The 26120-nt window shown below is 69.8% G+C and carries 24 protein-coding genes; 14 read left to right on the top strand and 10 right to left on the bottom strand.

Annotated features, from left to right (window positions below; all coding sequences use genetic code 11):
- Nucleotides 1-96: 96 nt before the first annotated feature.
- Entirely contained in the window at nt 97-1860 is a 1764-nt protein-coding gene (locus tag SACMADRAFT_RS14935; protein WP_009154669.1) for a hydroxysqualene dehydroxylase, read from the top strand.
- Entirely contained in the window at nt 1857-3167 is a 1311-nt protein-coding gene (locus tag SACMADRAFT_RS14930; RefSeq protein ID WP_009154668.1) for an NAD(P)/FAD-dependent oxidoreductase, read from the top strand. The genes SACMADRAFT_RS14935 and SACMADRAFT_RS14930 overlap by 4 nt, the downstream gene beginning before the upstream one ends.
- Nucleotides 3168-3198: 31 nt before the next feature.
- Here the strand turns inward: SACMADRAFT_RS14930 and SACMADRAFT_RS14925 are convergent, their stop codons facing one another.
- Both SACMADRAFT_RS14925 and SACMADRAFT_RS14920 read right to left on the bottom strand, forming a co-directional pair.
- Entirely contained in the window at nt 3199-4365 is a 1167-nt protein-coding gene (locus tag SACMADRAFT_RS14925) for an EstA family serine hydrolase (protein WP_009154667.1), read from the bottom strand.
- Complete coding sequence (locus SACMADRAFT_RS14920) at nt 4362-5720, bottom strand: flavin-containing monooxygenase (RefSeq protein WP_232285409.1); 1359 nt, start codon at nt 5718-5720, stop codon at nt 4362-4364. Before SACMADRAFT_RS14920 ends, SACMADRAFT_RS14925 begins: the two co-directional genes overlap by 4 nt.
- A gap of 104 nt (nt 5721-5824) precedes the next feature.
- Here SACMADRAFT_RS14920 and SACMADRAFT_RS14915 point away from each other — a divergent pair, with 104 nt between their 5' ends.
- From SACMADRAFT_RS14915 to SACMADRAFT_RS14905, 3 genes are all read left to right on the top strand, one after another.
- Nucleotides 5825-6640: an MBL fold metallo-hydrolase gene (locus SACMADRAFT_RS14915; protein ID WP_232285408.1), complete on the top strand. Its 816-nt coding sequence runs from the start codon at nt 5825-5827 to the stop codon at nt 6638-6640.
- Between the two features lie 266 nt (nt 6641-6906).
- Nucleotides 6907-7710, top strand: coding sequence for a DUF4397 domain-containing protein (locus tag SACMADRAFT_RS14910; protein ID WP_009154664.1), 804 nt, complete (start codon nt 6907-6909; stop codon nt 7708-7710).
- Nucleotides 7707-8375, top strand: coding sequence for a class F sortase (locus SACMADRAFT_RS14905; RefSeq protein ID WP_009154663.1), 669 nt, complete (start codon nt 7707-7709; stop codon nt 8373-8375). The genes SACMADRAFT_RS14910 and SACMADRAFT_RS14905 overlap by 4 nt, the downstream gene beginning before the upstream one ends.
- On the opposite strand, the gene SACMADRAFT_RS14900 is transcribed toward SACMADRAFT_RS14905, so the two are convergent.
- Nucleotides 8333-9181 (bottom strand): carbonic anhydrase, encoded by an 849-nt coding sequence (locus SACMADRAFT_RS14900; protein ID WP_232285407.1) that lies wholly within the window; start codon nt 9179-9181, stop codon nt 8333-8335. The two genes, SACMADRAFT_RS14905 and SACMADRAFT_RS14900, sit on opposite strands and share 43 nt — an antisense overlap.
- Before the next feature lie 622 nt (nt 9182-9803).
- Here SACMADRAFT_RS14900 and SACMADRAFT_RS14895 point away from each other — a divergent pair.
- From SACMADRAFT_RS14895 to SACMADRAFT_RS14885, 3 genes are all read left to right on the top strand, one after another.
- Entirely contained in the window at nt 9804-10865 is a 1062-nt protein-coding gene (locus SACMADRAFT_RS14895) for a quaternary amine ABC transporter ATP-binding protein (RefSeq protein ID WP_009154660.1), read from the top strand.
- Nucleotides 10858-11712: an ABC transporter permease gene (locus SACMADRAFT_RS14890; RefSeq protein ID WP_009154659.1), complete on the top strand. Its 855-nt coding sequence runs from the start codon at nt 10858-10860 to the stop codon at nt 11710-11712. Before SACMADRAFT_RS14895 ends, SACMADRAFT_RS14890 begins: the two co-directional genes overlap by 8 nt.
- A gap of 63 nt (nt 11713-11775) precedes the next feature.
- Nucleotides 11776-12711, top strand: coding sequence for a glycine betaine ABC transporter substrate-binding protein (locus tag SACMADRAFT_RS14885; protein ID WP_009154658.1), 936 nt, complete (start codon nt 11776-11778; stop codon nt 12709-12711).
- Nucleotides 12712-12767: 56 nt separating this feature from the next.
- On the opposite strand, the gene SACMADRAFT_RS28585 is transcribed toward SACMADRAFT_RS14885, so the two are convergent.
- The 3 genes from SACMADRAFT_RS28585 to SACMADRAFT_RS14870 form a co-directional block, all read right to left on the bottom strand.
- The gene (locus tag SACMADRAFT_RS28585) at nt 12768-13259 is read right to left on the bottom strand and encodes a hypothetical protein (RefSeq protein ID WP_009154657.1); all 492 of its coding nucleotides are present in this window, start codon (nt 13257-13259) and stop codon (nt 12768-12770) included.
- 95 nt (nt 13260-13354) lie between these two features.
- Nucleotides 13355-15727, bottom strand: a complete 2373-nt coding sequence (locus SACMADRAFT_RS14875; RefSeq protein WP_009154656.1) for an acetyl-CoA acetyltransferase — start codon at nt 15725-15727, stop codon at nt 13355-13357.
- Nucleotides 15724-16851 (bottom strand): MBL fold metallo-hydrolase, encoded by a 1128-nt coding sequence (locus SACMADRAFT_RS14870; RefSeq protein WP_009154655.1) that lies wholly within the window; start codon nt 16849-16851, stop codon nt 15724-15726. Before SACMADRAFT_RS14870 ends, SACMADRAFT_RS14875 begins: the two co-directional genes overlap by 4 nt.
- Before the next feature lie 119 nt (nt 16852-16970).
- On the opposite strand from SACMADRAFT_RS14870, the gene SACMADRAFT_RS14865 reads away from it, so the two are divergent.
- The gene (locus SACMADRAFT_RS14865) at nt 16971-17630 is read left to right on the top strand and encodes a TetR/AcrR family transcriptional regulator (RefSeq protein WP_009154654.1); all 660 of its coding nucleotides are present in this window, start codon (nt 16971-16973) and stop codon (nt 17628-17630) included.
- An 89-nt stretch (nt 17631-17719) separates the two neighbouring features.
- Entirely contained in the window at nt 17720-19000 is a 1281-nt protein-coding gene (locus SACMADRAFT_RS14860) for a choice-of-anchor B family protein (RefSeq protein WP_009154653.1), read from the top strand.
- A 77-nt stretch (nt 19001-19077) separates the two neighbouring features.
- On the opposite strand, the gene SACMADRAFT_RS29950 is transcribed toward SACMADRAFT_RS14860, so the two are convergent.
- Nucleotides 19078-19737, bottom strand: coding sequence for an AMIN-like domain-containing (lipo)protein (locus SACMADRAFT_RS29950; protein ID WP_157617253.1), 660 nt, complete (start codon nt 19735-19737; stop codon nt 19078-19080).
- A gap of 177 nt (nt 19738-19914) precedes the next feature.
- On the opposite strand from SACMADRAFT_RS29950, the gene SACMADRAFT_RS14845 reads away from it, so the two are divergent.
- Nucleotides 19915-21168 carry a M14 family metallopeptidase gene (locus SACMADRAFT_RS14845; protein WP_009154650.1) on the top strand — a complete coding sequence of 418 codons (1254 nt, stop codon included), beginning with the start codon at nt 19915-19917 and terminating at the stop codon, nt 21166-21168.
- 11 nt (nt 21169-21179) lie between these two features.
- Here the strand turns inward: SACMADRAFT_RS14845 and SACMADRAFT_RS14840 are convergent, their stop codons facing one another.
- The gene (locus SACMADRAFT_RS14840; RefSeq protein WP_009154649.1) at nt 21180-21515 is read right to left on the bottom strand and encodes a helix-turn-helix transcriptional regulator; all 336 of its coding nucleotides are present in this window, start codon (nt 21513-21515) and stop codon (nt 21180-21182) included.
- Between the two features lie 222 nt (nt 21516-21737).
- Between SACMADRAFT_RS14840 and SACMADRAFT_RS14835 the strand changes: the two genes are divergently transcribed.
- From SACMADRAFT_RS14835 to SACMADRAFT_RS29155, 3 genes are read left to right on the top strand one after another with little or no spacing between them, the layout of a single operon-like run.
- A complete protein-coding gene (locus SACMADRAFT_RS14835) occupies nt 21738-22691 on the top strand; it encodes a TerC family protein (protein ID WP_009154648.1) in 954 nt (317 codons plus the stop codon).
- 32 nt (nt 22692-22723) lie between these two features.
- Nucleotides 22724-22912 carry a hypothetical protein gene (locus SACMADRAFT_RS14830; RefSeq protein WP_157617252.1) on the top strand — a complete coding sequence of 63 codons (189 nt, stop codon included), beginning with the start codon at nt 22724-22726 and terminating at the stop codon, nt 22910-22912.
- A complete protein-coding gene (locus tag SACMADRAFT_RS29155; protein ID WP_009154646.1) occupies nt 22900-25137 on the top strand; it encodes a serine hydrolase in 2238 nt (745 codons plus the stop codon). The genes SACMADRAFT_RS14830 and SACMADRAFT_RS29155 overlap by 13 nt, the downstream gene beginning before the upstream one ends.
- Here SACMADRAFT_RS29155 and SACMADRAFT_RS28580 read toward each other — a convergent pair.
- Complete coding sequence (locus tag SACMADRAFT_RS28580; protein ID WP_009154645.1) at nt 25091-25792, bottom strand: permease prefix domain 1-containing protein; 702 nt, start codon at nt 25790-25792, stop codon at nt 25091-25093. The genes SACMADRAFT_RS29155 and SACMADRAFT_RS28580 overlap by 47 nt on opposite strands.
- The gene (locus tag SACMADRAFT_RS14815) at nt 25789-26112 is read right to left on the bottom strand and encodes a PadR family transcriptional regulator (RefSeq protein ID WP_009154644.1); all 324 of its coding nucleotides are present in this window, start codon (nt 26110-26112) and stop codon (nt 25789-25791) included. The genes SACMADRAFT_RS28580 and SACMADRAFT_RS14815 overlap by 4 nt, the downstream gene beginning before the upstream one ends.
- Nucleotides 26113-26120 lie beyond the last annotated feature (8 nt).

Below are 26120 nucleotides of genomic sequence, written 5' to 3'. Positions count from 1 at the left end.
TTCTGGTGACTCAGGCTCTTCTTGACTTACCGACACATGTGTTGGTAGCTATATGTCGGTACTGGTCTGGTCCGGTTGACAAAGGAGTCGGCCTCGATGAGCAGCGGAATCTCTCGACGGCGTTTCGTGCACGGTGCGGCCCTCGCCGCCGCGGCGACCGGCGTGTTCGCGCCTGCCGGCTGGGCGGTGACGTCGCCGCCGGGCAGGCGGGTCGCGGTGCTGGGTGGCGGAATGGCCGGGCTGGCCGCCGCGCACGAGTTGGTGGAGCGCGGCTACACGGTGAGCGTTTACGAACCCACCGCGTTGGGCGGCAAGGCTCGCAGCATGGGAGTGCCCGGCACCGCCGAGGACGGCAGGCTGGACCTGCCTGGGGAGCACGGGTTCCGCTTCTTTCCCGGCTTCTACCATCACGTGCCCGACAGCATGCGGCGCATCCCGGTGCCGGGCAACGCCAACGGGGTATGGGACAACCTGGTCGACGCCACCGACTCCAAGTCCGAGCGCACCGGCGGCAGGCCGGACGCCACGTTGTTCGGCATGCTGCCCGATCCCAGGCAGGCGCTGACCCCGGACGGGCTGCGGCGCATCCTCGTCGAGGAGATCCTCAAGCAGCAGGGCGTCAGGCCGTGGGAGGCCGAGTTCTTCGTCAACCGCCTCATCGTGTTCCTGACCAGCTGCGACGAGCGCCGGTTCGGGCAGTGGGAGCAGACGGCGTGGTGGGACTACGTGCGCGCGGAGCAGTACTCGCAGGAGTACCGCACGGTCGTCGCGCGGGGGCTGACCCGGTCGCTGGTCGCGGCGAAGGAGGAGGTCGCGAGCACCCGCACCATCGGCAACATGGCCGAGGCGTTCCTGATGAACATCATGGGCAGGGGCAACGACGGTGCTCCCGACCGCGTGCTGAACGCCCCGACCAACGAGGCGTGGATCGATCCGTGGGTGCGGTACCTGCGTGGCCTCGGCGTGCGTTTTCACCTGGGGCAGCGGGTGGAGGCGCTGCAGACGGGCGGAGGCCTGATCAACGCGGCCCGGCTACGGGACCGGACCGGAACCGCCACGACGGTACAGGCCGACTGGTTCGTGTGCGCCATGCCGGTAGAGCGTGCCTGCGAGCTGTTGACGCCGCAGCTACTGGCGCTGGACCCGAGCCTGGCCCAGCTGCGGCGGCTGTTCGTCGACTGGATGACCGGAATCCAGTACTACCTGCGCGAACCGGTGTCGATCACGCACGGGCACATCACTTTCGTGGACTCGCCATGGGCGTTGACCGCGCTGACCCAGGGCCAGTTCTGGGCCGGCCGCGACTTCCGGGCCGACTACGGCGACGGCAACGTCGCCGACTGCCTTTCGGTGGACGTCTCGGACTGGGACACGCCCGGCATCCTGTTCGGCAAGCCCGCCAAGGAATGCACCCCGGACCAGATCGCCAGGGAGGTGTGGGCGCAGTTGCAGGAACACCTCAACGACGAGGGCGAGACGGTGCTTGCCGACGAGCTGCAGCACTCCTGGTTCCTCGACCCGGGCATCCGCTGGCGGCCCGAGGCCGGTCGCAACACCAACGACACACCGCTGCTGGTCAACACGGTCGACTCGTGGAGCAGCCGACCGAATGCCGTCACCGCGATCCCGAACCTGTTCCTGGCGGGTGACTACGTGCGCACCAACGTCGACCTTGCCACGATGGAGAGTGCCAACGAGTCCGCCCGCGCCGCGGTCAACGGCCTGCTCGACGCGGCCGGTTCCAACGCCGAACGGGCACCGATGTACCAGCTGTACCGGCCGCCGGAGTTCGAACCGTTCAAGCAGGCCGACGCCCAACTGTTCGCGGCCGGGCTGCCCAACGCCTTCGACCGCCCGTGACCGAGTACGTCGACGCGGTCGTGGTCGGCGCGCGGTGCGCCGGTTCGGCCGCCGCCGTCGCACTGGCCCGCGCGGGCAGGCGGGTGGTGGCCGTGGACAGCGCGACCTTCCCCTCCGACACGCTGTCCACGCACCTGCTGTTCGCGGGCGGCGTGGCCGAACTCGCGGCGATCGGTGCGCTGCCGCGGGTGCACGCGCTGGGCCCACCGCGGCTGACGGTCGCGGAGATGACCGGGGCGGGGATCACGGTGCGGGCACGCTACACCCCGGTCGACGGCATCGACCACGGGCTGTGCGTGCGCCGCACCGGGCTCGACGCCGCGCTGACCGACACCGCGCGGGAAGCCGGTGCGCAGGTACGGGAGGCCACGAAGGTCACCGACCTGCTGTGGGACCGGGGCCGGGTCGCGGGGGTGCGCACCCGCGACCGCGGCGGCAGGGAGCGCGAACTGCGCGCGCCACTGGTGGTCGGCGCCGACGGTCGGCGCTCCACGGTCGCCCGCGCGGTCGGGGCCGAGCGGCCCTACCGCAGCAACCCGAACCAGCGGGCGTGCCTGTTCGCGTACTGGCACGACCCGGACTCCGATCAGCGGTCGGTCGCGGCCCAATGGCGGGCGGGGTCGGACCTGGGGACGGCGTTCCCCTGCGACGACGGCCTGGTGATGGTGCTGGTGATGCCTCCGGTCGAGCGGCTACGCGACGGCAAACCGGCCGCCGCCTACGCCGAGGCCCTCGACCGGCTGCCCGGCCTGCGGCACCGGCTGCGCCACTGCGCGCAAGCCACGAAGGTGCGGTCCACACGGGACACGACGTCCTACTTCCGCCGCTCCAGCGGCGCAGGGTGGGCGCTGCCCGGCGATTCCGGGCACTTCAAGGACCCCGTGACCGCGCAGGGAATCCGCGACGCGCTGCGATACGGCAGGCTGCTCGGCGAAGCCGTGGCCGCTGCGCTGCACGACCCGGCAGAGCTGGACCGGTCGCTGCTGCGGTGGGAACGGCGGCGCGAACGGGAATGCCTCGAGGTCTACCAGTGGACCAACGGACTCGCCCGCGCCGAGGTGATGTCGCCGCTGGAGGTCGAGTTCTACCGCGCGGCCGCGGCCGACGAGAAGTTCGCCCGGCACGCCCTGGACGTCTTCGCCCGCACCCGCCGCCCCGGCGAGGTGTTCACGCTGCGCCGCAACCTCCGGCTCGCCACGGCCGCGTTGCGGCGGGTCCGTGGCCGCACGGACACGCTACGAACCATCGCCGCCGAGCTGCGCCGCGACGTCCAGGCGCGCCGAGCGCGCACGGCCCTCGGCCGCTGACGGCAGGCGCCGGGGGAGGGCAGGCGCCGCCTCAGCCGGTCGCGGAACCCGAAGGCTCACCGAGCGCGGTGTAGGTGGCCGCCAGCAACGCGTTGCCACGCGAGGGGTTGAGCAGACCCGGCTCCATCGCGTTGGGCACGTAGGCCAGAGTCAGCTCGCGGTCGAGATCACTGACCACCAGCGAGCCGCCGAAACCCGCCCACCAGCACACCTCGCCGTCCGGCACGGCGGGTACGGCGGCCGCAGGGCCCACCGCGAGGCCCGCACCGAACCGCAGGGACGCACCCAGCACCAGGTCGGTTCCCCGACTACGTGGCCGCAGTGCCGCCCGCACCGTCGGCTCGGACAGCAGGCGCACGCCCGCCGACTCGCCACGGCCGGAGAACAGCGCATGCAGCCGCGCGACCGAGCGTGCGTTGCCGTGGCCACCCGCGGCGCCGATCTCCGCACCCCGCCAGCCGGGCGTGCTCGTCGCCGACACGGGCACCACCGGGTTGGTCAGTGTCCTTGCCGCGATACTGTCGGGGTCCCACGCCGTGCCCTGCGACGGCATCGCCGGTGGCGGCACCAGTGCGGCGACGCGGTCGGCGTGCTCGGCAGGTGTCCCGATGTGGAAGTCGGCGCCCAGCGGTGCCGCCAGTTCGGCGGCGAAGAACCGGCCGAGCGAGGTCCCCGTCACGCGCCGGACCAGTTCCGCGAGCAGATGCCCGTAGCTCAGCGCGTGGTAACCCGAGCGCGTGCCTGGCGGCCACCACGGTGGCTGGCCCGCCAGCCGTTGCGCCGCCTGTTCGGTGTCGTACAGCTGTTCAAGGGTGATCGGTTCGGCCCAACCGGACACACCCGAGGTGTGGGACAGCAGGTGGCCGACCTCGACACCGTCCTTGCCCGCCGCGGCGAACTGCGGCCAGTAGCGCGACACCGGTGCGTCGAGTTCCAGCTCGCCACGGTCGACCAGCAGCAGCACGGCCAGTGCCGTCATCGGCTTGGTCACCGAGTACACGTTGACGATCGTCTCGGCTGACCACGGCCGGTGGTCGTGCTCGCCCATCCGCCCGCCGTGCAGGTCCACCACCACCTCACCGGCCACGGACACGCACACCGACGCGCCGACGTCGGCCCCCGAGTCGAGGGAACGCTCGAGCAACGTCCGCAGCGAGGAGAACCGGTCCTCGCAGTGCCCTGCCACGACAGCGGTCATGCCGCCGCCCTCCTGGCCCCGCGCAGCAGTTCCCTGCGCAGGTCGGCGACGTAGCGATTGAAGTCCACCTGGATGGTGTGGCGGGGGGAGTCGTAGAAGTGCCCGAGGTGGTCGCGTTCGTCGCGTTCGATGACGGCCGCCATCTCCTCCTCCGAGGGCAGCGCGTACCAGCCTTTCAACAGCGCCGCGACCAGTTTGCTCTGCTGCTCGGCGAAGTTGACCAGGGTCGGATTCGGCTGTGCCAGGCCCATGTAGAACAGATTCGGGATGCCCGGCTTGATCATCCGCTTGAACAGCCGCAGCCGGTGCCGCTCGTCGGGCAGCAGCGCCGGGTCGTCGAAGAACGGGAAGCTCATCTCGTACCCGGTTGCGCACACGATCACGTCGACGTCCTCGACACTGCCGTCGGCGAACCGCACCCGGCTGCCCTCCAGCGCCGAGATGGCGGGTTTGACGCCGATATCGCCGGAGCCGACGCGCGTGAGGAACTCGCCGCTCACCGACGGGTGCGCCGACAGGGGTTCGTGGTCGGGCGCGGGCAGGCCGTAGTTCTCCATCGGCCCCAGCGTCTTCTTGATCATGCGCCGAGCCATCGCGAGGCCTGCCTTCCTCGGCAGCCAGGGTGGCCTGGACATCTTGTCGGCGGGCACGCCCTTGCGGTACTTCGACAGCACCCAGACCCCGCGCCTGGCCGAGACCCACAGCCGTTCGGCGATGAACCGCTGCGACAACTCGGAGGCGATGTCCAGCCCGGAGTTGCCCAGCCCCACCACGACGATCCGCCTGCCGTACATGTCGACCGGCTCACCGGGATGGCGGTAGCTGTGGCTGTGGATGAGTTCGCCGTCGAAAGTGCCGGGGTAGTGCGGCAGCCTCGGCTTCCAGTGGTGCCCGTTGGCGACCACGAGCGCGTCGTAGGTGCGCTGCGGGCCGCCGGAGATCCGCACGGCCCAGCGGCCGTCGTCGGTGCGGCTCGCGTGCTCGACCTCGGTGTCGAAGGTGATGCTGTCGCGAAGCCCGAAGTGATCGACGTAGTCGTGGAAGTACCGCAACACCTGCGAGTGATGCGGGAAGTCCGGCCAGTCGGCCGGTACCGGGAAGTCCTCGAACGCCATCCGCCACTTCGAGGTGTCGATGTGCAGGCTGCTGTAGCAGGCCGAGCGCCCGTTGGGGTTTCGGTAGTACCAGTTGCCGCCGATGTCGTCGGACATCTCGAAGCAGTCGTAGTCGATCCCGTGGTCGGCCAGCCGTTTCGCGGTGGTGAACCCGGAGACTCCCGCGCCGATGATGCACACCTTCGGCGGATTGCCGGCTCTGGCTTCCCGTCGTGTCAGTTCTCCTCGCGACAACGCCACACGATCATGGTGCCGCGCGCCCCACCTACGAAGCAAGTGCTTGGTTGAGAAGGTGGGTCTCGCTTCGCGCTGCCGCGGCGGGCGTTTCGGTGTTGCATTGCACTGTGGGACGCCTGCGACGCACGAGCGGCGGCCCGGCCCAGGTGCCGTGGCCGATCGCGCCGGAGGTCTACTGCCTCGGTCCGTCGGGCAGGACGGGGACCAACGTCTTCTTCGTGCGCGCGGGTACATCCTGGACACTCGTCGACACCGGCTGGCCGGGCGACGCCGACCGGATCGAGCGCGCCGCGGCCGCGTTGCTCGGCGCGGGCACCCGCCCGGAGGCGATCCTGCTCACCCACTGCCACCCCGATCACTCGGGCGCGGCGCAGCGGCTCGCCCGCGACTGGGACTGCCCGGTCCACCTGCATGCCGACGAGGTGCCGATCGCCATCGGTGACTTCACCGCGATGGTCTGCGACGCGGGACCACTCGACCGCTGGGTGGTGCTGCCGATGCTGCGCGCACTGGGCAGCAGAAGGCGCGAGGCGGTGCTCGCCCGCTCGAGGCTGGACTGCGGGCTGCGTGCCTTCCGGCACGGCGCGGACGTGCCCTGCCTGCCGGGTTGGGAGTGCGTGCCGACGCCAGGGCACACGCGTGGCCATGTGTCGTACTTCCGGCCGGGCGACGGCGTGCTCGTCACCGGCGACGCGGTGGTGACCCTGCGGGTCAACTCGCCTGCCGGGCTGCTACTGGGCAGGGAGGGGATCTCCGGGCCGCCGTGGTACACCACCTGGGATGGTCGGCTCGCTCGCGAGTCGGTCGCCAGGCTGGCCGACCTGGAGCCGAGCGTGCTCGCCTGCGGGCACGGCACGCCGATGACCGGGCCTGGCGCGGCGAAGGCGCTTCACGCCCTGGCCGAGCGGTTCGCCGGGCACTGAGCGCCGCAACGGCCGGCCAGGGCCGCATTCCACCGGCCCCGCAGGCAGGGCCGCCTTCGCCGCATTGCCCGTCCGGGCGTCGCACGGTCGGTGGGTTCGCGCAGTAGACGTCCGCGGACGGTCTACAGCCCGTGGAGAGCGGATGGCGACAACGCCTTCCGACGAGATCACGAACCCGATCACGGGCCACGCCGCAGAACCACCGGTGACGTCGATGCGGGACCGGTGCGGCACCGACCCGGTCGAATCCAGAGAGGAGCCAGGCCATGAGGTGGAAAACCATCGCGGCGGTGTTGTGCGGCGCGAGTTGCGCGCTCGCACTGGCGCCCGCCGCGGCCGCCGCGCAGACCGCAGGCACAGCTTATGTCGTGCACGGCATCCCGGACACGCCCGTCGACGTCTACGTCGACGGGCAGCGCGCCATCGACGACTTCCAGCCGGGCACCGTGCAGGGGCCTGTCCAGCTGCCCCCAGGGCCGCACGAGGTGACACTGTATGCCGCGAACACGCCCGACAACTCGGGTACGCCACTGCTGCGGGCGGACGCGGACGTGCAGGCGGGCGCCAACCTCAGCCTCGTGGCACACCTGACCGTCGACGGCGAGCCGACGATCACCCCCTTCGCCAACGACGTCGCGCCGGTCCCCGCGGGCGAGGCCCGGCTCGTGGTCCGACACACCGCGGCCGCCCCCGCGGTCGACGTGCGCGCGGGCGGTCAACCGGTCGTCACCGGCCTGACCAACCCCAACCAGCGCGCGCTGGAGGTGCCTTCGGGCACCGTGTCGGCCGATGTCACGCTCGCGGGCACCGACCAGGTGGTGCTCGGACCCGCGAACCTGAACCTGTCCGAGGGCACGGCCACGTTCGTGCACGCCATCGGATCGGCGTCGGAGGGCAACCTCTCACTGGTGTCGTTCACCATCAGCGGGCTGCACAGCGCGCCGTCCGGTGTGCCCGCCGGCTCAGGCACCCCCGCCTCCGGCGCACCGTGGGCCGCGCTGGGCGCCGTCGGGCTGCTCGTGCTCGCGGGCGGTGCCATGGCAGGGCGGTTGCGCCGGTCACCGCGGTGACAAGAGGATTCACCGCGCGCGCCGGGGCAACGTGGCTCGGCCTCGCCATGGTCGTCACGGCGGGCACCGGATGGTTGAACACCGGCTCCGGCCCGACCGAACCGGCGGCTTTCGGCGACGCCTCGCCCCGTGGGTCCGTGGTGAACTCACCACGGGCCCACGGGGCCGCGGGCACAGCCCCACGGCAGGGCCCGCCCGGCAACAGCCGCCCGGCCACAGCAGCCGTGCGTGAGGTCCGGCTACCGGAGCGCGACGTGCGGATACCGGTGGTCGCCGTGGGCGTGGCCGAGGACGGCACCATGCGGGTGCCTGAGGACGTGCGCGTCGCGGGCTGGTACCGCTTCGGTCCGAAACCGGGTGATCCCCACGGTTCGGCGGTGATCAGCGGCCACATCAACGATCGGGAACAGGGCCGCGGTGCGTTCGGGGTGCTGACCGAGGTCGCCGAGGGCGAGCCGGTGGTCGTCACCATGGCGGACGGTACGGCCGTGCGCTACCGGGTGGCAGCGCGCAGGACCGTCGACAAGGGCGTGGCCGCCATGCCGCGCCTGTTCGACCGCGGCGGCGCCCCTCGGCTGACGCTCATCACCTGCGGCGGCCCGCTCGACCGGACGACTCACGACTACCGGGCCAACATCGTGGTGACCGCCGTGCCACGCTCCTGATCGGAGACGATGTCGAGGCCGTGGCGCGCGACGACGTGTACGCGCCCGTTGTCGAGCTGGTAGGTAAGGCCCACCACGGCGCTGCGATGCCCGGCGACCGCGTCGGCGAGCGGACGCGAACGGTCGAGCAGCAGTTCGGTGGTGTTGCGCACGTGCCGCATGCCGATGGCGTCACTTTCGGTGATACCTGCCGTATGCGCGGTGACGATCTCCGGACTGAGTCGCTCGACGATGTGCCGCAGAAAACCCGGTGGCATCATCCCGGTGTCGTAGGCCCTGATCGCTGCGCCGATGGCTTGGCAGTTGTCGTGGCCGAGAACCACGACAAGTGGCGTGCGCAGCGCCGTGACACCGAATTCGACGCTGGCGAGGACGTCGGTGCCCACCAGGTGGCCGACCGTTCGCACGACGAACAGGTCACCGAGGCCACGGTCGAAGATGATTTCCGCCGCCAGCCGGGAGTCGGAACAGCCGAGCACGACCGCGAACGGTCGTTGCTCGTTCACGCCGTGCCGGCGCCGGGCGGCGTCCTGGTTCGGGTGCCGTGGCCTGCCGGTGACGAACCGGCGGTTGCCCTCGAGCAGGATTCGCAGAGCCTGCGCCGCGGTGGTGGGCCGGGCCGATGGCGCGGCGGTGGGCTGGTGTGGGGTCGCTCGCACGTTGGGAGTCCTCTTCGGGATCGTCGGCGCGCACGTGGTTGCCCGCGCCGAGGAATGCGCTGAGGTCTCCCTCGGCCCGCGGACGCCCGCCGCGGGCCGCCTGCGCCAGACCCGGATCGGCCGGATCGTGCTGACGACGAAAGCCACTGGTGGAGGTACTCCCCTCCCTGTCGAGACTGACGAACTCTGGTTCGTCTGTCAAGTGCGCCCGCTCCGCCCGGCCGTCGTGCGAAGGGTGGCGGGCCGGACACGGAGCGTGTCGCACCTTCGGTTCCCGCCAAGTCCGGTGTGGACTGTCCTCGAAATTCGGTGCTCCGGCTGGTTTCCGCCTTGAATGCGGCGGCCTTTCTCGCCGATACCGCCACTTTCGAACCCTTGTCCGCAATGGACACGAAAGGCGACGGACCGTCCGAATCCAACGCCTGCTCGCACGTCGAACCGGTTCGGCTCGCCCGATGTTGCTGGTGTGACGGCGATGACGATGTGACGTACCGAATCAACACGACCGGAAGGAGTACATTATTTTGATCCGAATGGAGTAGTATTTACCGGCAAGTGAAGTGCGGAGTGTTACGACCAGGTCTCGATTGACCGGTGGGTTTGTCGTCGTTGTCCGCCCGTTGTCGTAACGCCCGTTCCGAAACAGGTAGGTTGCTTAGGAACGACGAGAGGACGGGTCCCGAATGGCCCTGGCCGTCGTGCTGAACGTGACATGGCGGGCACGCGCGGTGATCGCGATGGGTCAGTACTCGTCCCACCCGAGTGAAAGGTGATTGTGGCCGCGATACGGACGGAAGGCCTCTACAAGATCTTCGGTCGGCGCGCCGACGAGGCGCTGCGCCGGCTGCGGGACGGGGCCACGAGCGAGGAGGTGGCCTCGCTCGGAGTCACCGCTGCCGTCATCGACGTGACGTTCGAGGTGAAACCGGGCGAGATCTTCGTGGTGATGGGACTGTCGGGATCGGGCAAGTCCACGTTGATCCGAATGCTGAACGGGCTGCTTCCCGCCACGGCGGGGCACGTCCACGTCGGCGACGACGACGTGGCCGCGCTCGACGACGCCGCGCTGCGAGAGTTGCGCCGCGACCGGATGAGCATGGTGTTCCAGCACTTCGCGCTGCTTCCGCACCGGACGGTACTGGAAAACGCCGCGTACCCGTTGAAGGTGCGCGGGGTGAGCAAACCCGACCGTGCGGACAAGGCACGGGAAGCGCTGGAGATGGTCGGGTTGAAGGGCTGGGAGGACCGGCTGCCGCACCAGCTCTCCGGTGGCATGCGGCAGCGCGTCGGCCTCGCCCGCGCGCTCGCCGCCGAGACCGAGATCATGCTCATGGACGAGGCGTTCTCCGCACTGGACCCGCTCATCCGCAGGGAGATGCAGGATCAGTTGCTGGAACTGCAGCACCGGCTCGGCAAGACCATCGTGTTCATCACCCACGACCTGAACGAGGCCATGCGGCTGGGCGACCGGATCGCCATGATGCGCGCGGGCCGGATCGTGCAGATCGACACCGCGGAGGGGATCCTGCGTTCGCCTGCCAATGACTACGTCGCTCAGTTCGTGCAGGACGTCGACCGCAGCCGGGTGCTGACGGCGGGCGCTGTCATGGAACGTGCCGACGGCGGAACACCCGACCCCGGCCAGCCCACGGTCGCGCCGGGCACACCGTTGGTGCAGGTGTTCGCAGCCGCCGCCAGCAGTGCCCTTCCGGTGGCGGTGGTGGACGACACCGAGCGCGTGGTGGGGCTCGTCGGGCGGGAGACGCTGCTCGCAGCGATGAGCGAGGACGGCTTCGCCCACGCCGAGCAGGGGGAGGTCAGCCGTGGATGAGTGGCGCATCCCGCTCGGCGAGTGGGTGGACGACTTCGTCGACTGGCTGCTCGACAACTTCCGGCCGGTGCTCAGCGGAGTCCGCGATTTCCTGGTGTGGTCGTTCGAGGAGTTGTCCAGCCTGCTGACGCTGCCGCCCGCCTTGGCGATGATCGCCATCCTCGGCGCGCTCGCGTGGCTGGCGCGTGGCTGGAAGTTGGGGATCGGCGGGGCGCTGTCGCTGCTGTTCATCATGTTGATCGACCAGTGGGACAACGCGATGCAGACGCTGGCACTGGTGATCATCACGGTGGTCGTGGCGGCGGTGCTGGCGATCCCCATCGGTATCCTCGCCGCCCGGTACCGCGTCGTGAGCAACCTCTTGCGGCCGGTGCTGGACCTCATGCAGACCATGCCGCCGCTGGTGTACCTCATTCCCGGTGTGGTGCTGATCGGCGTAGGGCCGCAGGCGGGCATGGTGGCGACCGTGATATTCGCGATGCCGCCGGGTATCCGGCTCACCGAGTTGGGCATCCGGCAGGTCGACTCCGAGGTGGTCGAGGCCGGGCACGCCTTCGGCAGCACGCCGGGAGCCATCCTGCGCAACATCCAGCTGCCGCTGGCCATGCCGACCATCATGGCCGGGATCAACCAGGTCATCATGCTGTCGCTGTCGATGGTGGTGCTCGCCGGATTCGTCGGCGCACCGGGACTGGGCCAGCAGGTGCTTTCCGCCATTTCCCAATTGGACGTCGGTCTCGGTGTCGAGGCCGGGCTGTCCGTGGTGATCCTCGCGATCTACCTGGACAGGGTGACCGCGGCCCTCGGGTCGCGGTCGGCGGTCGCGCGTCTGCAGAAGACCGCGTGAGCCGTCACGAGCGAACAGTCACAACGCGGGTAACCGGGTTCGGATGCCCTAGGAGAGATTGAGATGCGAGTGAGCAAGTTCGGAAGGTCCGCGCGACTGATCGCCGGGCTCGCCGCCGGTGCGCTGCTGCTGGCCGCCTGCGGTGGCGGTGACGGCGGCGACGGAGACCAGCAGGCGGGCCAGGGCGGCGAAGGTTCGCTGCAGGGCCAGGACATCACCATCGGCGTGTTCAACGGGTGGGAGGAAGGCATCGCCGCTTCCTACCTGTGGGGCCACATCCTGGAGCAGGAAGGTGCCAACGTCAGCTACGAAGAGGCCGACCCCGGCCCCATCTACGCGGGCGTGGCGCAGGGCCAGTTCGACGTGTCGTTCGACGCGTGGCTGCCCGCCACCCACGAGGACTACTGGAAGGAGCACGGCGAGGACCTGCAGGACCTCGGGGTCTGGTACGACAACGCGCCGCTGACCATCGCGGTGAACGAGGACGCGCCCATCCAGTCGCTGGACGAACTGGCCGGTGCGGCCGACCAGTTCGGCGGCAAGATCGTGGGCATCGAGCCGGGCGCGGGACTGACGAAGATCACCAAGGAGCAGGTGATCCCGCAGTACGGCCTCGACAACATGAAACTGGTCGAGTCCTCCACCCCGGCCATGCTGGCCGAGTTGCAGGGTGCCATCGACAGGGGCGAGAACGTGGTGGTCACGCTGTGGCGGCCGCACTGGGCCTACGACGCATTCCCGATCCGCGACCTGAAGGACCCGAAGAACGCGCTCGGCGACCCCGAGGAGATCCACTCCTTCGCACGCCCCGGGTTCTCCGAGGACTTCCCGCAGGCCGCCGAGTGGATCGGCAACTTCAAGATGACCGACGAGCAGCTCAGCTCGCTCGAGAAGATCATGTTCTTCGAGAACAAGGGCGAGAAGAACGCCGAGTCGGTCGAGCAGTGGCTCAAGGACAATCCCGACTTCATCGACTCGCTGAAGGCGGGCAACCTGTAGCCGAGCATACGAAAAGGGCCGCCCTCCCCACCGTGGGAGGGCGGCCTTTTCGCGTTTCAGGGGCGTTGCTGCGACGGCGAGTACGCAGGCTCGTCGGGCGGAACGAGCGTGCCGAGATCGATCGGATCGTCGTTCGACGCGTCGAACGACGACTGGACGGCGGGCGCGATGACGGGCGAGTCCGGCGGCCGCGGGTGTGACTCCATCGCCCTGCGCTCCACCATCTCGGCGCGGGAGTCCACCGCGTCCACCTCCGCGGTCGGCCGCACCGGCTGCTGGGTCCGCACCACGGTCACGTCCTCGACCGGCCGCGCGGCCGGTGCCGCGGTGGTGGCCTCCGCCGTGCCCGCCGGGGTGAGGGTGCGCAGCCGCAGGTCACGGATCTCGTCGAGTACCGACTGCGTGGCCGGGGGCATGCCGGAACCCGCCTGGGGTTCACGCGGCTGCGAGGACGGCCACAGCGCGACCGTCAGCACGGTCGCGGGCACGGCGGCGCCGAGCAGTCCCAGCGAAGTCCACAGTGCACGCCGAGCGGGGGTTCTTCCCATGTGTGCCAGGTCCTCTCGTCGGCCGACGGGGCACGGTACGGACATTTCGCCACGTGCCGGGGCAACCTACCAGGTCGGTCGAGGCGCGGCAGCGGTCACCGGTTGCGCCACACCGGAGGTCGCTTCTGCGCGAACGCGGTGATGCCTTCGATGGTGTCCTCGCTGACGAGCAGGTCGTCCAGCGCGCCGGTCGGGTGGGTCACCGCGTCGACGACGTCGGGGATGCCCTGGGTCTGCTCCATGACCTGGAGCGAGGCCCGCACCGAGGTGGGGGAGCCCGCCAGGATCTCCCCGGCGAGCTCCCTCGCCGCCCGCAGCGCGGCACCCTGCTCCACGACCCGGTTGACCAGGCCCCACTGCTGCGCCTGCTGAGCGCTGATCCGCTTGCCGGTGAGGATCATCTCGTTCGCCACCTTGGGCGGCACGGTCCTCGGCAACCTGATCAGGCCACCGGCGCCGGCGATGAGGCCGACGCGCACCTCGCTGAGCGCGAACTGCGCGGTCTCGTCGGCGACGACGAGGTGGCAGGCCAGCGCGATCTCCAGACCGCCTCCCATGGCGAAGCCGTTCACCGCCGCGATCACCGGCTTGTGCAGCTGTCGCCTGCTGGTCAACCCGGCGAAACCGTTCTTGGGCACCCACAGTTGCTTGCCGGAGGCGGAGTACATCAGGTCGTTGCCCGCACTGAACGCCTTGTCCCCTGCGCCGGTGAGGATCGCGACCCACAGCCCGTCGTCGGCGAAGTAGGCGTCGAAGATCTCGTCGAGTTCCTGGTTGGCCGGTGGGTGCAGGCTGTTGCGGGACTCCGGCCGGTTGATCGTGATCTCCAGTACGTGCCCGTCCCTGCGGACCTCGACGAACTCGTACCGCTGCCGCAGCGCCTTCGGCCTCGGCGGGAACAGCTCGGCCATCCGCTCGGCCGTGGTGGTGACACGGTTGCCGAACCCGAAGGAACGCGCGTAGACCCGCGTGCCGATCGGCTCGCCCGTGCACAGCCGGTCGAGCAGCTCCTCGTCACCGCCGTGATCGGTGGCGACGAAGCGCCTGCCGTCGGACTCCAACCTGCCGATCACCACCGCGGAGCGCTTGCCGTCGCGGCCGTACTTGACGGTGTAGGTCTCGATGGTCGCCCAACCGTCGGCCTGCTGGGCGTGGCCGGGAGCGGGCCAGGAGTCGATCTCGGCCTGGATCTCGGCGCCGGTGTCCGCACGCCAGTTGACCGGCGTCGTGGAGTACACGCCGACGGAGTACTTGCTGAGCATGCCGCCGTTGGCCCCGACGAGGCCGTAGCCGCCCGGCCGCTGCCGCAGCCGCGACACGGTCTCGGCGATGGCGTGCATGGAGTAGTTGTTGCCCGGCCCGCCGAAGAACGGGAGTCCACCCGTGACGGTCAGGCCGCGCGGGTCGTCGGTGGCCAGTCCCAGCCCGTCACAGACGGCGAACACCGCGATCGGGAAGCAGCTGTACAGGTCGATGCAGTGCAGGTCGGCGACGGTGATGCCAGCGGTCCTCAGCGCGTGTTCCACGGCCAGCACGGCGGCGGGTGCCCTGCTGAGATCGTCGCGCTCGAACAGCGGGCGCTCGCGCGTGTCGGCGTGCCCGTGCAGGAACACCCAGTTCGCCCGAGGCACGCCGAGCCGCTCCGCGGCCCGCACCGACATCACCAGCACGGCCGCGGCCTGGTTCACCTTCTCCCGCGCCACCAGGTATCGCGGGTAGGGGTCGACGACCGGCCGGTTGGACTCCGACGGCGTGGCCAGTTCCCGCGCGTCGCGCTCGATCGGTGCGGCCGCGTGCGGGTTCGTGGCGGCGACCTTGGTGAAGGGGGCGAACAACTCGCCCATCGCGGTGGCGTAGTCCTCCCGCGACAGCTTCAGCCGCGCCCGCCTGGCGTTCTCGAACAGCGCGTACTGTGCGGGCACGTCGGCCAAGCCGTGGTCCAGTTGCTCGCGGGTGATGAGGCCTTGCAGGCCGAAGCCGCGATCTTCCAGGCTTGCCTCGACGTGCTCGGTGAAGTCGGGCTTGTCGTCGGCGCTCGCCAGGTGCTGCACGGTGGAGATCGCCTCGGACCCGAACGCCAGTGCGACCTCGCTGTCGCCCGCCGCGATGGTGGCGGCCAGTTCGGTGACCAGGTGTTGCGGTCCCTGCCCGCCGGAGACCTCGAGTACGGCCCTCGCGGGGGAGGCGCCGACCCGGTTGGCGACGGAGCGCGGGTAGTTGTCCGATCGGCCCAGCGGTGCGCTCGCGACCGGGCTGGAGTTCTCGAACTGCCGGATGCCCGCCACGGTGTCGACCGCACCGGCTAGCGCGCCCTCGTCCGCGCCCGCGTCGCGCAGCGCCGACCGTACCGCCCGCGCGGCGAGGTCCACAGCGGACAGTGCCTGGTAGCCGGGCTCGCCGATGCGCTCGCTGAACTGGCCCACGCCCACGACGACGGGTGTGCTCGGGTCGAGTTCGGTGCCGGTCATCGTGCGCTCCTGTGCGTCGAGTCCTCGGCGCGGCTGCGCCGAACGCGGAGGGTGGTGGTCGTGGTGGGATCTGGTCGCAGCCAGGCGATGTCGCCCAGCCCGACCAGGTAGTCCAGGTGCGCCGTGGTTTCCGCGATGGCGCCGAACCGCATCATCCCGATGTCGGCCCACGGTCGCGACCAGGTCAGCTGTTCTGCGACCTGCCACAGCGTCGGTTCGCCGAGGCCGTCGACGACGTCCAGTATCTCGGCGCAGCGCTGCGCGTGGTGCAGGTGCAGCTGCCGCGCCCGCGCCGCGATGCCCCGGAACCGGTACTCGTGGGCGGGCAGTGCGGCGTGGTCGTCGTAGCCTGCCGTGCGATCCAGCGATTCCAGGAAACGGCGCAGCGGTGCGTCGGTGGAGGCGGGGTGCATGCCGATGTTCGGTGTGATGCGCGGCAGCACGTGGTCGCCGGTCAGCAGCACGCGAGCGTCCGGTTCCTGCAGGCACAGGTGGCCGGGGGTGTGACCGGGCGTCCAGACGGCACGCAGTGTGCGGCCCTCGACGGGGACCAGGTCACCGTCGTCGAGCAGCACGTCCGGTTCGGCCATCGCCTTGCCCCTCGGGTCGGACTCCGAGCCGAGGGTGCCCAGCAGTTGCGCGATGTCGGTCTCGGCCGCGCCGAGCACCCGCAGCCAGTCGGCGGTGCCGTCGCGGTGTTCGCGTTGCGAGGCGGCGAGGCGCTGCGGGAGCGTGTCTCGCTCGGCCGGGTGCATGGCGATCCACGCCCCGGACTCCTCGCGCAGTCTCGCCGAGAGGCCGTGGTGGTCCGGATGCACGTGGGTGGCCACGATGCCGGTGATGTCACCGACCGAGGCTCCGGCGTGTTCCAGTCCGGCGAGCAGCGCCTGCCAGCCCTCCTCGCAGTCCCACCCCGGGTCCACCACGACGAGGCCGTCGCCACTGGGCACGAGGTAGCTGAGCGTGTAGCGCAGCGGGTTGTCAGGGATCGGCACCGGAACGGACCAGATGCCGCCACGCAGTCGTTCGACGGGCGGCAGCGTCTTGCGCTGCCACGCCGCGCGCTGCAGCGTGCCGAGCACAGTGATCCGCGAGACGTCCCCGGTGCTGGGATCAGTCGCCATTGCTCACCGACTTTTCTAGACGGATTTCGTCTGAAACAATGGCCACACGATAACCTCGTGTGGACGACCGTTCAACGAGCGCTTGATCACGTGTCTGGCGGGTTTGGCGAGCTGCGGGTATGGCAAGTAATCCTCGGGCGCCGGCAGGAGACACCTCCGGTCTCGGCCGCCCCCGTGATCCCGGGGTGGACCGGCGAGTGCTCCGTGCCGCCGCGGAGGTGTTCGGCGAGAGCGGCTGGGGCAGCTTCACCGTCGACGCGGTGGCCCGCAGGGCAGGCGTCGGCAAGGCGTCGATATACCTGCGCTGGCCCAACAAGGAGGCGTTGCTTTCCGACGCGCTGGCGGCCCTGGTCGGCCGTGTTTCCGACATCGACACCGGTTCGGTGCGCCACGACCTCGTGCGGCTCGCCGAGCAGATGCTGAAGTCCTACTTCGGTGTCTCCGGCCGTGCCACCGTGCGGCTGATGCTGGAAGCCAGCCGCATTCCCGGTGTTTCGCACACCCTGGAGCGGCTGCGGGAGTCGCAGGTGCTCGCTGCGCGGGCGATCGTGCGTCGCGGCATCGCCAGGGCAGAGTTGCGTGAGGACGCCAGCGTGACCCTGCTGCTGGACGCGATCTGCGGTGGCTGCCTCAACCACGTGCTGGCCACACCGGAACACCTCCGCGACGAGGTCGGGGCGCGGCTGGCCGAGTACGCGGGCGAGTTGGTGGACTTCGTGCTCGGCTCGGTGGTCTCCTCGGCCGGTTCGGCTCCTCCCGCACGACGTTCGTCCGAATAGCCGATTGTGGTGACGCCTGTCACGGGTTTGGGTATCGGGACGCGCGAATTCGGGACGAACCCGCGAATCGCGGAGAAACCGGAGGAGACATGAGAGCGAAGATCGCTACCGCGACTGTCGCGCTGCTGGCGGCGGCCGCCCTCGGTGCGCCGACGGCATGGGCGCACGAGCAGTCGTTCGACGAGGTCTCACCGCCGACACAGGCGGAACGGCAAGCCGAGCTCGACGCCGCGCCGCAGGGTCGGGCGAAGTGCGTCAACGGCACGGCGGCCGACACCTACGCCTGCGACAACGTCGACATGCTCGATCACCTCTGGCTCGAGGACCTGGGGCTCAGCTTCGCCAACGACATGTGGGGCTGGACCGATCCGGCGACCGGCAGGGACTACGCCATCGTCGGCGGTACCGAGGGCACGGTGTTCGTGGACATCAGCACGCCCACCGACGCGCGTGTGGTGGGAACGCTGCCCGCTCACGTGCTCGATCCCGACCGCCCCTACTGGCGCGACATCAAGGTGTACGACAACCACGCCTTCGTCGTGTCCGAGCAGGAGCCACACGGCATGCAGGTCTTCGATCTGACCCGGCTGCGGCACGAGCGGGGCACCTACACCGAAGACGCGCACTACGCCGGATTCGGCAACGCACACAACATCAACATCAACACCGACACCGGTGTCGCCTACGCCGTGGGGACCAGCACGTGCGAAGGCGGGTTGCACATGGTGGACATCTCCGAGCCGACCACGCCGGTGCCCGCCGGGTGCTACTCCGACCACGGCTACATCCACGACACGCAGTGCGTGACCTACGCCGGTCCGGACGAGGACTACGCCGGCCGTGAGATCTGCTTGAACTCCAACGCGGCCTCCGACGGCAACTTCGTGTCCATCGTGGACGTGACCGACAAGGCGGCCCCGGTCGCGATCGCGCGGGTTTCCTACGCCGACAACGGTTACAGCCACCAGGGCTGGTTCACCCCGGATCAGCGGTACTTCCTGCACGGTGACGAGCTCGACGAGCTCGACCACGGCAACAACACAAGGACCCGGATCTGGGATATGTCCGATCTGGACAATCCGAGGCACATCGGGTCGTTCGACAACGACACCACCTCGATCGACCACAACATCTACACCGAACGCCGCCTCGCCTACGCCTCGAACTACACCTCGGGCCTTCGCGTCTACCACACCGGCGAGGTGGCTGAGGGTGAGCTGAAGGAGGTCGGTTACTTCGACCTGTACCCGGAGAACGACAACGCCTCGTTCGAGGGTGGCACGTGGAGCAACTTCCCGTACTTCAAGCGGGACGTGATCGGTGTCAGCAGCATGGATCGCGGGTTGTTCATCCTCAAGTTGAGGAACTGAGCCGGACTCGTTCGCTGCGACGTCGCGCCGCCCGGGTTGTTGCCCGGGCGGCGCGACTCTGCGTTCGGTCGGAGCGTTCAGCCGCGCGCGATGTCGACGTAGACGGTGTGCAAGCCGTTGCCGCGTTGGAACTGCCGGACGACGAACCCGTTGCGTTCGGCCAGCCCCAGCGCGAGCGAGACGTAGCCCTCGTAGTCGCCGTTGAGGACGTAGGAGACGAGCTCGTCGTAGCCGACCCGCACCGGGTTCACCGGGGGCGAGGTCAGCGTGGACTCGCCCTGCTCGTTGTGCGCCTGCGCGGGGTTGAACACCAGTTGCAGGTAGGCGTTGCCGGGAAGGCGCACCCGCTGCCCGGAGCCGTCCCTGGTGACGGTGTTCTCGTAACGCACCCGGTAGCCGGGCATGCCGCGGAAGTCGAGCGCAACCCTGTCGAAACCGTTGGCGGGATGCGCACCGACGCGGATGGCCACCAGCGTCGGCGTTGGTGGGACCTGTCCGGTGAAGGGTGCGGACACCTCGCGGGTGGACCACTGTGCGGGAGGGGTCGGCACCCGGGTCGGTGCCGGTGGTCTGGTAGCCGATGTCGGCGTCGCAGGGGTGGTCGTGGCGGTGGGGACCGTGGCGGAGGTCGTCGTGGTGGGAGCCGGTGGTGCGGCCTGTTGGGGGCCGACACATCCGGCGAGTGCCAGTGAGGCCACCGAAAGCACCGAGAGCACAGTGATCATCGCGCGCGTCATGTCGATGATGATCGAACCACGGCGGCCGCGCCGGTAAGGGCCGCATAGTCCCCGTCGCAGGGGTAAAACGGCCCACGGGGCGGCGGCGGGTCCGTACCAGTGCGCTCGACCCGGCGGGAAGTTTTTCGCGACTTTCGGCGGGTTGTTGTCAGTGGCACACCTGCGCAGCCTGTCAGCATGGGGATGAAACGCCGGATACTCGTCGCGGCCTCCGGGCTTGTGCTGCTGCTGGCCGTAGCCGCACCGACCAGCGCCGCACCGACAGCAGCACAGTCGAACGACCGGGCGGTGTACGAGATCGGCGCGGCAACAACCGCGCAGCGCACCGCGATCGCCGCCACCGGTGTGGATGTGCTCGGGGTGCGCGACGGCACGGTGACGATCGTCGCCGACGCCGAGCAGGCCGAGTCGCTGCGCAAGCTGGGATTTCGGCCCCGGCTCACCGCCGACCTCGACGCCTCGCTCGCAGAGCGCAATCCCGCGCCGCGTGCCGCGGCCGACTTCCCCGCGGGCGACGAGGGTTACCACACCTACGCGGAGGTGACTTCGGAGTTGGAGGCGACGCGGGAAGAACACCCCGCGGTGGCGCGGTTGTCGAGCGTCGGAACCTCCCACGAGGGTCGCACGCTGCACCTGCTCAAGATCAGCGACAACGTGGCGCAGGACGAGGACGAGCCGGAAGTGCTGTTCACGTGCAACCAGCACGCCCGCGAGCATCTGACCACGGAGATGTGCCTGCGGATCGTGCAGCGCTTCACCGACGGCTACGGCAGTGACGAGACCGTCACCGCACTGGTGGACTCGCGGGAGATCTACGTGATCCCCAGCGTCAACCCCGACGGCGCCGAGTACGACATTTCCGGAGGTCAATACCACGGCTGGCGCAAGAACCGGCAGGGCTCGGGCACGGATCTGAACCGCAACTGGGACTACCGGTGGGGCTGCTGTGGCGGTTCCAGCGGTAACCCGGGCTCGGACACCTACCGTGGGCCATCGCCGTTCTCCGCACCGGAGACCGCCGCCGTCGCCGACTTCGTCGACTCGCGTGTGGTCGGCGGCAGCCAGCAGCTCAAGGCGCACATCGATTTCCACAGTTACTCCGAGCTGGTGCTGTGGCCGTACGGCTACACCTACGCCGACACCGCCGAGGGCATGACGGAGCAGGAGGCGCAACGCTTCGCCGACCTCGGCAGGCGAATGGCGGCCAGCAACGGCTACACCCCGCAGCAGTCCAGCGATCTCTACATCACCGACGGTTCGGTCAACGACTGGATGTGGGGCGAGCACAAGATCTTGAGCTACACCTTCGAGATGTATCCCCGAAGCGGTGGCGGGCTGGACGGGTTCTACCCGCCCGACGAGCGCATCGAGCAGGAGACCGCACGCAACGACGAGGCCGTGGACATCCTGCTGGAGGCGGCGGGCGAGTAGTGGGCGAGGTCCTACTTACCCGGTTTCGCGCTGCCACGGGGGCCGAGTGCGGCGATCAGGTCACCGACGCGGTGCTCGGCCTCCAGCGGGTGGCGCAGCGGTCCTTCGGGGTTGACGCGGTAGTGGTTGCGGCGGCCGACCCTGGTGCGTTCCACGTAGCCGCCCTCGACGAGGTCGGCGAGGATCAGTTGCACCGCCCTGGGCGTGATCCCGACCTGCTCGGCGATCGAGGGGATGGTCTGGTGCGGATCGCGCGAAAGGCAGATCAGCACGTGCGCGTGGTTGCTGAGGAACGTCCACGTGCCGTTGGAGCCGCCGCGCCGGGGCGAGTCCTGGGTCCGCGCCATGTGCCAGACGATAGCCGACCGGCTCGTCGTGGCGGCGAACCCGAACCGGCCCGTTGACAGGCGAACTGGATTTCGTCATTCTGGTGGTGGAGGGGAGTACCCACCCGGCCGGGTCCGTCAGTACGGATCGCCTCCTCGGCACCCGGACTCGGCCGCGTCGTGCCCGGCTGTTGGCCACGTGACGCGGGGAGACCTCCGGTTTCTCGAACCGGAGGTACTGTCATGGCTGTCCCCTGGTGGGCATGGGCCGCCGTCATCGGCGTGCTGCTGCTGATGCTGGCCGTCGACCTCTTCGCGCACCGAAAGGTCCATGTCGTCGGTGTGCGCGAGGCTGCGGTGTGGTCGGTGGTGTGGGTGGCGCTCGGCGTCGCGTTCGGCGTGGTCGTGTGGCAGGTCTGGGGTGCGGAGTTCGGCGCGCAGTACTACGCCGGATACCTGATCGAGAAGTCGCTCGCCGTGGACAACGTGTTCGTGTTCGCGATCATCTTCTCCTACTTCGCCGTGCCGCGGGAGTACCAGCACCGGGTGCTGTTCTACGGCGTGCTCGGCGCACTGGTGTTTCGCGGGGCGTTCATCGCCGCCGGTTCGGTGTTGATCGCGAGCTTCGCCTGGATTCTCTACGTCTTCGGGGCGTTCCTGGTGATGACCGGGGTGCGCATGGCACGGCACCGGGACGAGACGATCGACCCCCGGCGAAGCGTCGTGCTGCGGATGTTTCGCCGCTTCGTGCCGATCACCGAGACCTACGAGGGGCAGCGGTTCCTGGTGCGGCGCGCCGGTCGGTTGGTCGCCACGCCGCTGCTCGCCGTGCTCGTGCTGGTGGAGGTCACCGACATCGTGTTCGCCGTGGACTCCATTCCGGCCATCTTCGCGGTCACCCGGGAACCGTTCCTCGTCTTCTCCTCCAACGCCTTCGCGGTGCTGGGACTGCGCGCGCTGTACTTCCTGCTCGCCGACCTGATGTACCGCTTCGTCTACCTGAAGCTCGGGCTGGCCGTGGTGCTGGTCTGGGTCGGCGCGAAGCTGTTGCTGCTGGACATCTACAAGATCCCGACGAACCTTTCGCTGGCGGTCGTCGGTGCGATCCTGGCGGTGGCGGTGACGGCCAGCTGGCTGCGGACGCGGGGCAGTGGCCCCGAACCGGAGCAGGAGTTCACGCGATCGAGTTCGAACTGATGTTCGATTCGAATGGCATAATGGAAGTCGTGATGGATGGTGGGGCCCTGACCCGGCTGACGGACGTGGAGTTGCCTGCGTTTCTGCGGGAGCGCGAGTTGACGCGGCGTCGTGCCGATGCGGAGCAGTTACGCGCGGTCGCTGAGATCCAGGCCCGGGGACTGGCCGGTGAACAGGGCAACGGGGTGTCGGCGGGCTGGTTTGCGACATGTTCACGCTGAACCCGGCCGACGCGCGCCGGATGGTGGTGGCGCATGCCAGGGCGCGGGGTTCCGGTGTCGCGCCGTCCGGGGCGGCGGTGGACGCATTACCGCCGAGGGTGGCCGACGAACTCACGGCGGGTGGGATCGGTCCGGAACACGTCGAGGCGACCCGGGCGGCGGTGGAAGCGCTGCCGCCTTCGGCGGCGGCGCGGGACGGGGCGGACGCGGAGCGCATCCTGTGCGAGGCGGCCACGACGACCCGGCCCGGTCCCCTGGCCAGGCTGGGGCGTGAGAACGCGCGGCTCGACCCGGACGGCGACTTCCCTCGCGACGACCTGCTGGAGAAGCCGATGCGCAGGCCGCAGGTGCGGCAGCGTCCTGATGGTGTGGCGAGTGGCCTGTTCGACCCGGGCGGTGACAGCGGCGCGTTGTTGACGAACTCGCTGTCCCCGTTGGCCGTGCCGCGCACGGGCGGGGCCGGGCCGGACACTCGCGGCCGTGCGCGGCGTTACGGCGGCGCGCAGGCCGAGGTCGTTCGGCTCGCGGCGCCGGACGCGACTTGCGAGAGACCCGCCGCCACCGAGCGGTGTGGGCCACGGCATCCTGCGAGGACCGATGGAGGCCCGCGGCCGGGAAGGGGACGTTCGACCCACCGAGGGTGGGCCGCCCGCCTCCTCACCACTCGCTCGCGGCCGGGCAGGCTCGATCTCATGCCGCAGCCCAACCAAGCGGAGCTGACGTCGGCCGTCGGTGAGCTACTGAACCGCAGGCCGGCCGTGGGGTTGGCGCTCGGCGTCGTGAGCGACGGTGACCTCGAGTTCTTCCACGGGCACGGCGTCGCCGACATCGCCTCCGGCGCGCCGGTCACCCAGGACACCGTCTTCCGCATCGCCTCGATCACCAAGACCTTCACCGCCGTCGCGGTGATGCAGCTTGTCGAGCGGGGGCTGGTCGACCTTGACGCGCCCGCCAACGACCACCTGCGATCGTTTCGGCTGGTGCCGCCCTCGTCCGGTTGGCCACCCGCCACCGTGCGGCATCTGCTCACCCACACCTCCGGCGTCCCGGAGACGGTGCACGCGTCGCGGTCGCTGAAGTACGTCTTCGGTGAGAGCGTCGCCCTCGGCCGCCCGCTTCCCACGCTCGCCGACTACTACCGGGGCGGGCTTCGGCTGGCGGCGCGGCCTGGCAGCGCCTTCACCTACACCGACCACAACTTCGCCACGCTGGGCCAGCTCGTCGAGGACGTCAGCGGGCAGCGGCTGGACAGCTATTTTCACGAGCACGTGTTCCAACCGCTCGGCATGACCAGCACCGACCTGCTGCGCTCCGACCGGATTCGGCCGCACCTGGCGACGGGGTACACCCTCGGCAGGCACGGTCCGAAGCCGGTCACCGACCGGCAGTGGATCACCACGGCCGCCTCGTCGATCTACTCCAGCCCCAGGGACATGGCCCGTTACGTGGCCGCACTGCTCGGCGGCGGCGCGAACGAGCACGGCCGGGTACTGAGTCCAGCGACGTTGGCGATGATGTTCCAGCCGCAGTACCAGCCGGACCCCCGGATTCCCGGCATGGGACTGGCGTTCTCCCGCTTCGACCTCGACGGCCACGCGACTGTGGAGCACGAGGGCATCCTGCCCGGCTTCAATTCCGACATCTTTCTCGCACCGCAGGACCGCACCGGCGTGCTCGCCTTCACCAACGGGGCACGGCAGGCGATGCTGTGGCTACCCGCCGAGGTGGGGCGGCTGCTCGGTGACCTGATCGGTGCGCGTGAGGAACGCGTCCGCACCGACCTCGCGCAGCGGCCGGAGCTGTGGGGCGAGCTGTGCGGCCGCTATCCCTTCCCCGCGCCGGTCACCGACCTGCGGGCGCGATCCATGTTCGGTGCCGGGGCCGAGGTGTTCGTCCGCCGCGGCGAGCTGACGGTGCGGCTGCTCAGCCCCGTTCCTGCTGCCTACCGGGGGTTCACGCTGCATCCCGACGACGAGAACGATCCCTACGCCTTCCGCATCGATCTGGAGAACTACGGCATCGGCACCGCGAGGGTGGTGTTCGCGCCCGACCCCGACACGGCGCGGACGGCGCTGTTGTTCGAGCTGTTCCCCACCACGTTGCGCAGGAAGGTCGGCCAAGCCTCCCCGGGCGGGCGGGTGGCGGATGCACTGCGCGGCGCCGCGCGGACCGCTCGAGCTATGCGACGGAACCGGCCAGTGAACCGGCCGCCGGGTGGTGGCTGACCCGCCCCAACGCGAGACAGCGGCGCACGCTCACCACCAACCAGCACGCCACGCAGCAGGTGGTGACCAGCACCGCCCAGGCCAGCGGCGTGCCGTACACCTGGCCCGCCGTGGCATTACCCAGCAGGTTGAGCAGCAGGCTGCCGGTGCCCGTGCCGACCAGGGTGCACAGGCCCAGTACCCCGACGGTTCTGGTCACGCGATCGACGGGCACACCGCGACGCGCGTCCCGGCCGAGACCGATCGCGGCGAGGACGCAACCCAACGCAGAACCCACGGAAAGTACGTCGACCAGGGTGGCCAGCCAGGACACCTGTGGTACCAACCTGGCCGTGGCCGCCGGGCCCACCAGCCACACCGCGTCCCACAGCAGCATCAACCCAGGGAAGGCCAGCGCCATCCGCACGGCCGTGCGCCGCCCGTACGCGGCGGTCAACTCGACCTGCAACTGCCGCGCGACCAGGCGGGGGTCACCGAAGTCCGAAAGTGCCCTGCGCCTGGCGTCGCTGTCGTTGAGCCCCGCATCGAGGTAGGCGTCCACGGCGTCGTGCAGGCCGTCGGCCACCTCGCGAACCAGTTCCTCACGCGCCCGCCGAGGTCCTCGCAGCGAGCCCCGCAGCGTCTCGACGGCCTCGCCGACCGGGCAACCGCTCACGTCACACCTCCCAGTACGCTGCCGACGACGCCGCTGAACCTGATCCACTCCGATCGCCGACCGGCGAGTTCCCGCCTGCCCGCGCGACTGAGCGTGTAGGTTCGGCGCCTTCGCCCGCCGACCGTGCTCCACGATCCGTCGATCCAGCCTGCACGCTCCAGCCTGCGCAGGGCTGGATACACCGTGCCGGTGGGCAGGTCGAGTGCCGCGCCGCTGCGCCGGTAGAGGGCCTCGATGATCCCGTAGCCGTGCAGCGGTCCCTCCTCGAGTACCGCCAGCAACATGCCGTCGAGATGGCCTCGGATGGCGTCGGGGTTCACAGGTAGGA

It is taken from the genome of Saccharomonospora marina XMU15, from assembly GCF_000244955.1.
GTDB lineage: Bacteria > Actinomycetota > Actinomycetes > Mycobacteriales > Pseudonocardiaceae > Saccharomonospora_A > Saccharomonospora_A marina.
Note: the sequence above shows the minus strand (reverse complement) of the source record. Positions and strands in the feature narration are given on the sequence as shown.